A 10,280-nucleotide genomic window follows, 5' to 3' on the forward strand; every position below is an offset into this window, starting at 1 on the left:
GGCACCCCGCCCGGCGAGGCCGTGCGCTGGGCGCGCGAGGCCCGTGACGCCGTCCTCGCCGCCTACCGGCGCCGCCTGGCAGAGCGCGGCGGGCCCGGCCTGCTCGACGAGACGCTCATCCGCCCGTTCGAGATCGAGCAGGAGTGCCGGGAGCTCATCTACGCCGCCCGCCACCTCCCCCGCTGGCGCTACGCCCCGATGGGCGTCCTGCGGACCTGGTATCCCGAGGAGAACCCGTGAACCCCGAGCTGTACCTGGCCGACCTGGAGGCCAAGCCCGCCGCCCTCGCCGCCCTGGCCGCCACCCTGGAGGCGGCCGACCCCTTCGACGGCCTGCCGGAGGGCGTCGAGCGCGTGCTCTTCCTCGGCATGGGCAGCAGCCGGTACGCCGCCGGGGTGGCCGCCCTCCGGCTGCGCGCGGCGGGGGTGGACGCCTACGCCGACTACGCCTCGGCCGCCGCCACCTACCCCGCCACCCCGGGCACGCTGGTCGTCACGATCTCGGCGACGGGCGGCAGCCGTGAGACCCTGGACGCGTCCGCGCGTTACGCCGGCACCCCGGCGTTCACGGTCGCGCTCACCAACGCGCCGGGCTCTCCCGTCACCGAGGCCGCCGGCCTGGTCGTCCCCCTGCACGCGGGCGAGGAGCGGGGCGGGGTCTCCTGCCGCACGTTCCAGCACACGCTCGCCCTGCTGCTCGCCCTGGAGTCCCGCCTCACCGGCGCGCGCCGCGACCTGCCCTCCCTCGTACGGCGGAGCGCGGAGGCCACCGCCGACCTCCTGGATCGCCGCGGGACGTGGCTGCCGGAGGCGCTGAACCTCCTCGACGGCCCCCACGGCGTCTACACGATCGCCCCGGCCGAGCGCCTGTCGTCGGCCGAGCAGTCGGCGCTGATGGTGCGCGAGGGCCCGCGCCGTCCCGCGGACGCCTGCGAGACCGGCGACTGGGCGCACGTGGACGTCTACCTCACCAAGACCCTCGACTACCGTGCCCTGCTCTTCCCGGGGTCCCGCTACGACGGGCAGGCCATGGAGTGGGTACGCCGGCGCGGCTCCACGGTGCTCGCGGTGGGGGCGGACGTCGAGGGGGCCGCGGCGGCGGTCCGTTACCGGCACGACGACGACCCCGACGTCGCCCTCCTCACGGAGACCCTGGTGGCGGAGCTGGTCGCCGCCCGCTGGTGGGGGGCGGTCAGAGCCTGCGCAGGCCGCTGAGCACCCTTTCGAGCAGGCGCCTGTCGGGCAGGCCCTCCTCGTGCTGCGGCTGGTACACGCGGACCAGCCCTTCCCCCTCCATGTCCGCCACCAGCACCCGCGCCACGCCCAGCGGGATGGCCAGCAGCGCGGACACCTCCGCCACCGATCTCACCTGACGGCACAGCTCGCTGATCGCCCGGTACTCCCGGGGGTAGGTCAGGCCGAGCTGGGCCGATGTCGCCGATGAGACGAGCGCCTCCATGGCGAGGTCGCTGCGCGGCGCGGTGCGCCCGCCGGTGACGGCGTACATCCGGACCAGCGAGCTGCGCTCCGCCTCCGGTTCGCCGTCATGCCACGATGCCAACGTCCACTCCCATCACGCGTCCTCTCCCAGCTCGGCACGGCCCTTGCGCATGCCCTGCTGGTAGCTGGCGAGCCTGCTGCGCAGCCTCTCTGGCGAGACCGGGGGCTGCGGCTCGGGTGGCGCGGAGGGCGCCGCCGCCGTGCCCGGCACCAAGTTCGCCCTCGGCGTCCGCTTGGGCAGCCCCGAGGTCGTGGTCCCGCTCCGTACGGGCTCGCCGACCGCTCCGGCGGCCTGCCACCCGCTGTCCCCCGGCGACGACCAGCTCTCCTCGCCGTGGTCGGGCGTGGCCGCCGGTCTGGTGAACCAGCTGCTCGACTCGACGGAGGCGTAGATCGGCAGGAAGTCGTCCTTCGGGCCGGGCGCGGGCGGCGCCGACGGGGGCGCCGGCAGCTCCACCGAGTGGGTGCGGTCCGTGGAGAACCAGGACGGGGTCTCGGCGGGCGTGACGCCGTCGAACGACGGGTGCCCGTAGCCGGGCATCGACGGCGTCGGCCCCATCGGCCCGGATGCGAAGGGCGGCGCCTCGTAGCCGCTCCGCGCGTAGTCCGGCATGCCGCCCTCCATCGTGCCCGGCATCCCACCCGGCGGCGGGCCCGGCATCGGGCCCGGCATCGGCTCCTGCGTCGGGCTGTGCATCTGGGCGAGGGGCGGCTGCGTGGCGCCCGGCATGGACGTCAGCAGCGTCTCGGGCAGGAGCACCATCGCGGTCAGCCCGCCGACGTCCTGGCGGCGGAGCTGCACCCTGATGTTGTGCCGCAGGGCCAGGCGGCCGACCACGAACAGGCCCATCCGGCGCGAGACCGACACGTCGACCACGGGCGGGTTGGCCAGGCGGTGGTTGGCCTGGACGAGCTCCTCGTGGGTCATGCCGATGCCCTGGTCGCTGGCGGCGATCATCAGCCCGCCACCGTCGATGCGGTTGCTGGAGATGAGGACCTTGGTGTCGCTCGACGAGAAGGAGACGGCGTTCTCCACCAGCTCGGCCAGCAGGTGCACCACGTCGGTCACGGCCTGGCCGACGACGGCGACGTCCGAGCGGACCTGGATGTTGACCCGGTCGTAGCTCTCGACCTCGCCGAGGGCCGCGCGGACCACGTCCATCAGCTCGACCGGCTGGCTCCACTTGCGCGCGGCCTCCTGACCGGCCAGGACCAGGAGGTTCTCGCTGTTGCGGCGCATGCGGGTGGCCAGGTGGTCGAGCTTGAACAGGTCGCCCAGCCTGTTGTCGTCGCGCTCGCCGCGCTCCAGCCGTTCGATCAGCGTCAGCTGCCGCTCGACGAGCGTCTGGCTGCGGCGCGACAGGTTGACGAACATCGCGTTGACGTTCGAGCGCAACCTGGCCTCGTCGCTCGCCAGCCGCACGGCCTCGCGGTGGACCTCGTCGAACGCCCGCGCGACCTCGCCGACCTCGTCCCTGGAGAAGATGCCGATCGGCGGCACCTCCACGTCCACCGCGCCGTCGCGCGCCTCCCGCAGCCGCTGGACGAACTGGGGCAGCCGGTGGCCGGCGATCTCAAGCGCCTCGCCGCGCAGCCGCCGCAGGGGGCGTACCAGCGACCTGGCCACTCCGGTGGTGATCAGCAGGACTGCCACGAGCAGCGCGAGCACCGCCCCGGCGATGATGTAGGCGCGCTGGTGCTCGGCCGAGCTGAGCGCCTGGCTGCGGCTCACGATGCCGGCGGCCTGCCGCCGCTCGACCGTCCGCATCGAGTCGACCACCACGCCGGCGGCCTCGGACCACTCCCGGGCGTCGTCGCGCTTGCCGAGATCCAGACCGCGAAGGGGCTGCCCGGCCGTGGCCCTGATCAGCACCAGTTCGCGCAGGAACAGCATGCGGTCCGCGGTCCTGCCGTTGACGGTCTCGTCGAAGAAGCGGCGCTCATCGGCCGTCGCCTCGGCGGCGAAGCTCTTGCGCTCTGCCTGCTCGCGCGAGATCTCGCCGAGGAAGCGCTGGAGCTGCTGGGGGTCGAAGGCCCCTTCGACCAGGACCGTGGTGACGAGAGACTGCTGCAGCGCCACGCTCTCCTTGGCGCGGCTCAGCGCGGCGAGCATGCGGGTCTGCCTGAACAGCTCGTCGTCCTGGGTGCCCTGGACGAGCTCGTTGTGGATGGAGAGCAGGTTGCCGATGATCGTCGTGTAGTGCTCGACGGCCGCCGCGGGCAGCAGGTCGGCCTCCAGCGCCTGGCGGCGCAGGCCGGTGAGGCCGTCGAGGCGGCTGCCCATGGTGTCGAGCTGGTCGGCGGTGCGGCCCGTGACCTCGCCCCTCAGGTCGTCCGCGCTCAACCTCACCAGCCGGATGGCCTGGTCCACCTCCGCCATCCGCTCGCGGACGGCGGGCAGCGCTCCGGCGGGGCGGCCCCTGGCGATGTACCAGGCGGTCCGCGCGCGCTCGGCCGACAGCACGTGGGTGAGCCCGCCGACCTGCTCCGACAGCCGCGCGAGCTGGTTGGTGCGGGCGTAGTCGGCCGCCGCGCCCGTCGAGGCGAACACCTGCACGCCACCGAGCAGCACGGCCGCGGCGGTCGGCACGAGGATGAGTGCGACGAGCCGCGCCCGGACACGCCAGTTGCGCAGGCGCCAGCTCCCTCCGTGCGCCTGCCGCACGTCTGACTCTGTACTCACCGAATGCAACCCCTCGCCCGAAATCGGCGTATTTGAAGGTCCTGAGACTCCTGGGAAAAACCAACGGGTGCGGGTTATTGGAACACATACCGAGCGGTTCGGCCAAGGAACATAAGCCGACAAAAGTCAACTACCGTTCCGCCAGAACCCCAATCTGGAGCCCCACATTTGTCGATCTTCATGCTCCAGACGCTCACCGTAAACGTTTAATGTCCGATTTTGGGCTGATTTACACGTTTTAATCCTGTAACGATGAGGGGCAGCAGGTGCGCCGGTCCGTCACAGCGTTGAGTTTTGCGTTATCGACGCCATATGTTGAGCCCCGGCGAGCGAGGAGGCGATGTGGGAGATTCTCCCGGCGGTGCGGCCATCGCGGCCGACGGGCTGTGGAAGATCTTCGCCCCGAGGGCGGAAAGAGCGCTGGAATCCGATGACGGCTCTCCGGACACCGCCGAGCTCCGCTCTCCGGACACCGCCGAGCTCCGCGAGAAGACCGGCCAGGCACGCCGGGGCCGCGGAGATCCTCTCGCTCTTCGGCCTCGGGTCCACCGCCGGCGCCCCGGCCTGCAGCGGCACGACGGGCGAGCAGGCCGCCAGGAAGCGGGTCGAGGCCGACACGGCAAGATGGCAGGCCTGGATCCCGAAGTAACCCCCCTCTTGACCGGGCCTCCCTCGGGCGGGGCCCGGCCGCGGAGACGCTGATGCGCACCAAGACACTCACCAAGACACTCGTGGCACCGCTCGTGGCGGTCCTGCTTCTGACGGCCTGCTCCGGCGAGGAGCCCGACCCGTCCAGCGGGAAGAAAACGATCAACATCGACATCCATGCCTGGGACGGCTACGCCGCCCAGGCCGCGGTCCTGGCCCACCTGCTCGAACACGAGCTCGGCTACGAGGTCCGCATGCGGGAGATGAAGGAGAACGACTCCTGGAAGGACTTCGCGGCGGGCAAGGTCGACGTCATCGTGGAGAACTGGGGTCATCCGGACCTCAAGAAGGAGTTCATCGAGGACAAGAAGGCCGCGGTCTCGGCCGGTCTCACCGGGAACAAGGGCGTGATCGGCTGGTACGTCCCCGAGTGGATGGTCAAGAAATATCCGGACATCACCAACTGGCGGAACCTCAACAAGTACGCCAGTCTCTTCAAGACGCCCGAGTCCGGTGAGGCAGGCCAGTTCCTCGCCGGCGACCCGACCTTCGTGACCAACGACGAGGCCCTCGTCAAGAACCTCGGCCTCAACTTCAAGGTCGTCTACTCGGGCAGCGAGGCCGCCCTGATCAAGGCCGCCCAGGACGCGACCAAGAACAAGAAGCCGCTGCTCATGTACTTCTACGAGCCGCAGTGGCTGTTCGCCAAGGTGAAGCTCGTCAAGATCAACCTTCCCCCGTACGCCATCGGCTGTGACGCCGACACGGCCAAGGTCGCCTGCGACTACCCGCCGTACCTGCTGGACAAGATCGTGAGCCGGTCGTTCGCCGAGAAGGGCGGCAAGGCGTACGAGCTGGTCCGGAACTTCTCCTGGTCGAACGACAACCAGAACGCGGTCGCCAGCGACATGATCAACAACCGTCTGACCCCGGCTCAGGCCGCCGAACGGTGGGCGGCCGACAACAAGATCGTCTGGAAGGAGTGGATCCCTCGCTAGACCGCCGGCCGCCCTCCGGGGGTGCCCGGGTGCCCGTACGTTGTACCGTACGAGGGTGACGATCGAGTACACCGGCAGGGGCGACCCGGCCCGCAGCCTGGCGCTGCTCTGGCGGACCAGCGAGCGGGCCAGCCGCAAGGGGAAGCCCGACCTCAGCGTCGACCGGATCGTGCGCGCCGCGATCGAGGTGGCCGACGCCGAGGGTCTCCAGGCGCTGTCCATGCGCCGCGTCGCCGAGAAGCTCGGCGTGGGCACGATGTCGCTCTACACGTATGTGCCGGGCAAGCCGGAGCTGCTCGACGTCATGCTCGACACCGTGTACGCCGAGACGGCCAAGCCGGACGACGCGCCCGGCGGCTGGCGGGAGCGGCTGAACCTGATCGCCAGAGAGAACTGGTCGCTGTACCGGCGCCACCCGTGGCTGCTGCAGGTCGCCACGAGCCGCCCGGTGCTGGGGCCGAACGTCACGGCCAAGTACGACTACGAGCTGCGGGCCGTCGACGGCATCGGGCTGACCGACGTGGAGATGGACTCGGTGATCACGCTGGTGGCCGGGTTCGTGCACGGCACGGCCCGGGGGGCGGTGGAGGCGTCGCAGGCCGAGAGCCGGACCGGGATGACCGACGAGCAGTGGTGGTCCGCGCACGCGCCGTTCCTCGGCCGGATCGCCGACGCCTCCCGCTACCCCACGGCCTCTCGGGTCGGCCAGGCCGCCGGCGAGGCCTTCGGCGGCGCCTACAGCGCCGACCATGCCTTCGAGTTCGGGCTCGAACGCCTCCTGGACGGCATCGAGACCCTGGTACGCCGTCGCGACGGCGCCTCCTGACGAGCCCCTGGGGACGGGTCGGCCGGGGCCGGTGCGTCAGGGAGGGCTCAGCAGGGGTCGGGTTCAGCGGGGGTCGGGTTCAGCGGGGGTCGGGTTCAGCGGGGGTCGGGGGCGGTGGCGGCTGCGAGGACGATCTGGTGCTGCCTCGGGCTGGGCGGCCGGACCCAGGTCACGCCAGGGCCGCCACCCGCGATCACCCGGGACACGACGGTCCTCAGGAGCGCCTCCACCGTCGCCGCCCGCTGCTCCGCACGCACCTCGCGGTAGCGGTCGAGGATCAGTGCGAGGTCGAGCATCATGGTGTTGACGTCCTCAAGATCGGCGCCCTCCGAGGCGCCGGAAGCCGGAGCGGAGGCGTCCGGGGCGGCGGGCTCGGGAGTCGCGGGCTCAGGCGGCCTCGGGGCCGTGGGGGCGGCTGAGGAGGGCGCTGGAGGCGGCGTGGGGGCGGCTGAGGAGGGCGCTGGAGGCGGCGTGGGGGCGGCTGAGGAGGGCGCTGGAGGCGGCGTGGGGGCGATGGAGGGAGTCGTGGGGGCAGGGGTGGCGTCGGAGGCCGGGGCATCGCGGGCGGCGTCCTGGAGGGCCGTGGCGGGCCGGGCAGCGGAGTCTCCGTCCGGCGGGGCGGGCTGGTCCCGCACGGTGATCTGGAGGGAGCCGATGTTCTCGTCCACCGACCAGGCCGCGACGCCCGCCGTCCGCGGCCCGCAGACGATCTCGCGTACCGCCTCGGCGAAGTGCCGCTGGTCCATCCCGTCGACCATGCCGGTCAACCACTCCGTGCGCAGGTGCAGCACGCCCGGCTGCTCGACGGCGGAGCACTTGGCGATCAGCTCACTGACCGTGCGCTCGGGATCGTGCAGCCCGTCCTCCCCCGTCGCCGCGAACCGGTCGGCGAGCAGGTGGAGCGAGATGAGCCGCGGCGGGTCGTACGTGGTCAGCACGCCCTGTTCCCTGCCGACGCTCAGCGGTTCGCCCTCGTCGGAGCAGGCTCGCAGGCCCTCCATGAACGCGATCCCGGCCTCGGGCCCGAGCCGCGACGCCCAGCCCCGGCCTCCGTCGTCCTCGAAGCGCTCGTCGGCTCCATCGCCGCCGAGCGGGCCACGGCGCAGCCACCACAGGCCCACGGCGACGACGAGGACGGCTGACACCGCGAGTGCGATCCACACGATGCGGCTGCTCCCTTCAGTCGGACAGGGCCTAGCAGCGTAGTGTGATCTTTCTCGCCAATCCGTCCATTCTTGGAAATTTCCGGAAAAGTGCGACTGTGCGCTACTAAACGGGCGCGGCCCGCAGCCGTACGACGTGCTCCACCAGCGCGATCAGCGTCGACTTCACCGACTCGCGGTTGCGCGCGTCCGTCCGCACGATCGGCACGTGCGACGGCAGCGCCAGGGCCTCGCGCACCTCGTCCTCCGTGTGCGGGAACTGCCCGTCCCAGCCGTTCACGCCCACCACGAAGGGCAGCTTGGCCTCCTCGAAGTAGTCGATCGCGGGGAAGCTGTCGGCCAGCCGCCGCGTGTCGAGCAGCACCACCGCGCCGATGGCGCCGCGCACGAGGTCGTCCCACATGAACCAGAACCTGTGCTGCCCGGGCGTGCCGAAGAGGTACAGGATCAGGTCACGGTCGAGCGAGAGGCGGCCGAAGTCCATGGCGACCGTGGTGGTCTGCTTGTTCGGGGTCATGCCGAGATCGTCGATGCCCGCGGACGCGTCCGTCATGACGGCCTCGGTGGTGAGCGGGAGGATCTCCGACACCGCCCCTACAAACGTCGTCTTGCCGACGCCGAACCCACCCGCTACGACGATCTTCGTTGACGTGAGGCCAGGGTTAGAGCCTGCGAAGTCCACTGAGCACCCTTTCGAGCATGTTGAGGTCTGGCTGTCCCTGGCTGAGGCGCGGCTGGTGCAGACGGACGAGCCCTTCGTCGGACATGTCCGCGACAAGCACCCGTGCCACGCCCAGCGGGACGCGGAGCAGAGCCGAGATCTCGGCGACCGACCGGAACGAACGGCAGAGCTGCATGATGGCCTCCTGCTCGGGGGTGAGCAAGGCCATCTCGTCGTCCGGAATGGACATGGACGAGATCAGCGTCTCCATCGCCAGGTGGTAACGCGGCTCGGATCGGCCGCCGGTCACCGCGTACGGACGGAACAGGGGCTCGTCGTCCCCGATCCCGTCAGCCCCGTACACGACCCGCTCCCATCAGCGTCATTGCATCACCGTGTCCTGGCCGCCTGGAGCTCCGCGCGCAGGGCGGGAGTCAGGACCTGTCCGGCCCGGTCGACCAGCAGCGTCATCTGGTACGCCACCAGGCCCATGTCGCAGTCGGGCGCGGCCAGCACGGTGATCACCGAGCCGTCGCTGATCGCCATCACGATGAGCAGGCCGCGCTGCATCTCAACGACGGTCTGCGTCACGGCGCCGCCCTCGAACACGCGGGACGCGCCCACGGTCAGGCTCAGCAGTCCGGCCGAGACCGCGGCGAGCTGGTCGGCCCGGTCCGGCGGGAAGCCCTCGGAGCTCGCCAGGCAGAGTCCATCGGCGGAGACGACGACCGCGTGCGCGACTCCGGGGGTGTTGCGCACGAAGTCGGTGATCAGCCAGTCGAACCGATGCGCCTCGTGGCTAAGGGTTGTCACTCGCCCTCCCTGGCAGGACGCTCGCTCACTCTCGTTCCTCCTGTTCGCGTACTTCCGCACGCCCACGCCGCACTCCCTGCTGGAAGCCGGCCATCCGGCTGCGCATCCGCTCGGCGGAGACCGGCGGCGCCGGAGCCTGCCGCGTCTGCGGTTGTGGCCGCTCGGTGGACGGACTCGCCGTGCCGGGCACCAGGTTGGCTTTGGGGGTGCGCTTGGGCAGCCCGGCGGCCGTGATGCCGCCGAGGCTGGGGTCGCTGGCCGCCGCCGCCGCACGCCATCCGGCGTCCGCGGCGGTTCGCCACGCTTCCTCCCCAGAGGGTACGGCTTGCACGGACTGCTGCTCACCCGGGTCCGCCGAGTCCGCCTCGTCCGCCGTCGCCGCCTTCGAAGGCGCTGACGGCGTCGAGGGGGCCCGCTCGCCGGGCGGCCTGCGGAACCACGCCGACTCCACCGAGGCGAAGATCGGCAGGAACTCCTCGTCGGATTCCATCGGCGAGACGTCCACCGAGGGATGCGGGTCGGGCCTGCGCACGTCCGCGGTGTCGTATGAAGCCGGGACGGGCGGGAAAGCGCTCTCGGTGCTCGGATAGGACGGGAAGCTGCCAGGCCGGTCCTGGCCGGGGTAGGACTGGCCCGGGTACGACGGGTAGCCGCCGGTGTCGAACGTCGGCTGCCTGAACGGCCCGCCGTCCGTGTCGGCCGTGAACCGCGGCGTCCCGTTGCGCGCCCGCCCGGCGCCGTTCGCGTCGGCCCCGTTCGGGCCGGGACCGTTCGCGCCCGGCGCGTTCGGACCGGGGCTGTTCGGACCGGGGCCGTTCGGACCGGGGCCGTTCGGACCGGGACCGTTGGGACCGGGTCCGCTCGCGCCCGCCACACCGGCGGGGCTCGCCCCGAACGAGTCGAGGCTGTTGAACGAGCGGAACGTGCCGTTCTGCACGGGGGCGCCCGGCCCCGGACCGCCGGGCTGCGGCACGGCCTGGGCGGAGCCG

At 71.7% G+C, this 10,280-nt stretch carries 11 protein-coding genes and 1 pseudogene; 5 read left to right on the plus strand and 7 right to left on the minus strand.

Annotation, left to right across the window (positions count from 1 at the left end; all coding sequences use genetic code 11):
• Positions 1-240 (plus strand): hypothetical protein (locus DQW85_RS12795; RefSeq protein ID WP_205315078.1); only part of this gene is annotated, 240 nt, incomplete at its 5' end.
• Positions 237-1,214 carry an SIS domain-containing protein gene (locus DQW85_RS12800; protein WP_113700541.1) on the plus strand — a complete coding sequence of 326 codons (978 nt, stop codon included), beginning with the start codon at positions 237-239 and terminating at the stop codon, positions 1,212-1,214. The genes DQW85_RS12795 and DQW85_RS12800, both read left to right, overlap by 4 nt.
• On the opposite strand, the gene DQW85_RS12805 is transcribed toward DQW85_RS12800, so the two are convergent.
• A complete protein-coding gene (locus tag DQW85_RS12805) occupies positions 1,192-1,506 on the minus strand; it encodes a DUF742 domain-containing protein (protein ID WP_240197134.1) in 315 nt (104 codons plus the stop codon). The two genes, DQW85_RS12800 and DQW85_RS12805, sit on opposite strands and share 23 nt — an antisense overlap.
• Positions 1,507-1,572: 66 nt before the next feature.
• A complete protein-coding gene (locus DQW85_RS12810; protein ID WP_113700551.1) occupies positions 1,573-4,182 on the minus strand; it encodes a sensor histidine kinase in 2,610 nt (869 codons plus the stop codon).
• Between the two features lie 430 nt (positions 4,183-4,612).
• Here DQW85_RS12810 and DQW85_RS12815 point away from each other — a divergent pair, with 430 nt between their 5' ends.
• From DQW85_RS12815 to DQW85_RS12825, 3 genes are read left to right on the plus strand one after another with little or no spacing between them, the layout of a single operon-like run.
• Entirely contained in the window at positions 4,613-4,831 is a 219-nt protein-coding gene (locus DQW85_RS12815; RefSeq protein ID WP_113700543.1) for a hypothetical protein, read from the plus strand.
• 52 nt (positions 4,832-4,883) lie between these two features.
• Positions 4,884-5,828, plus strand: a complete 945-nt coding sequence (locus DQW85_RS12820; protein WP_113700544.1) for an ABC transporter substrate-binding protein — start codon at positions 4,884-4,886, stop codon at positions 5,826-5,828.
• Between the two features lie 55 nt (positions 5,829-5,883).
• On the plus strand, positions 5,884-6,654 hold the full coding sequence (locus tag DQW85_RS12825; RefSeq protein WP_113700545.1) for a TetR/AcrR family transcriptional regulator: 771 nt from the start codon (positions 5,884-5,886) through the stop codon (positions 6,652-6,654).
• A 95-nt stretch (positions 6,655-6,749) separates the two neighbouring features.
• Here DQW85_RS12825 and DQW85_RS12830 read toward each other — a convergent pair whose 3' ends face one another.
• The 5 genes and pseudogenes from DQW85_RS12830 to DQW85_RS12850 form a co-directional block, all read right to left on the minus strand.
• Positions 6,750-7,817, minus strand: a complete 1,068-nt coding sequence (locus DQW85_RS12830; RefSeq protein ID WP_113700546.1) for a hypothetical protein — start codon at positions 7,815-7,817, stop codon at positions 6,750-6,752.
• Positions 7,818-7,923: 106 nt separating this feature from the next.
• Positions 7,924-8,499 (minus strand): GTP-binding protein, encoded by a 576-nt coding sequence (locus DQW85_RS12835; RefSeq protein WP_113700547.1) that lies wholly within the window; start codon positions 8,497-8,499, stop codon positions 7,924-7,926.
• Entirely contained in the window at positions 8,480-8,842 is a 363-nt protein-coding gene (locus DQW85_RS12840; protein WP_113700548.1) for a DUF742 domain-containing protein, read from the minus strand. Before DQW85_RS12840 ends, DQW85_RS12835 begins: the two co-directional genes overlap by 20 nt.
• A 26-nt stretch (positions 8,843-8,868) precedes the next feature.
• Positions 8,869-9,291 (minus strand): roadblock/LC7 domain-containing protein, encoded by a 423-nt coding sequence (locus DQW85_RS12845; protein ID WP_113700549.1) that lies wholly within the window; start codon positions 9,289-9,291, stop codon positions 8,869-8,871.
• A gap of 25 nt (positions 9,292-9,316) precedes the next feature.
• Positions 9,317-10,280: pseudogene (locus DQW85_RS12850) on the minus strand (hypothetical protein); the annotation flags it as partial.

Source organism: Nonomuraea lactucae (assembly GCF_003313395.1).
Classification (GTDB): Bacteria; Actinomycetota; Actinomycetes; order Streptosporangiales; family Streptosporangiaceae; genus Nonomuraea; species Nonomuraea lactucae.

Excerpts from the sequence above, each read along its gene's own strand:
- DQW85_RS12805 (WP_240197134.1), bottom strand. The coding sequence starts at position 1,506 with ATGTACGCCGTCACCGGCGGGCGCACCGCGCCGCGCAGCGACCTCGCC.
- DQW85_RS12815 (WP_113700543.1), top strand. The coding sequence starts at position 4,613 with ATGACGGCTCTCCGGACACCGCCGAGCTCCGCTCTCCGGACACCGCCG.
- DQW85_RS12820 (WP_113700544.1), top strand. The coding sequence starts at position 4,884 with ATGCGCACCAAGACACTCACCAAGACACTCGTGGCACCGCTCGTGGCG.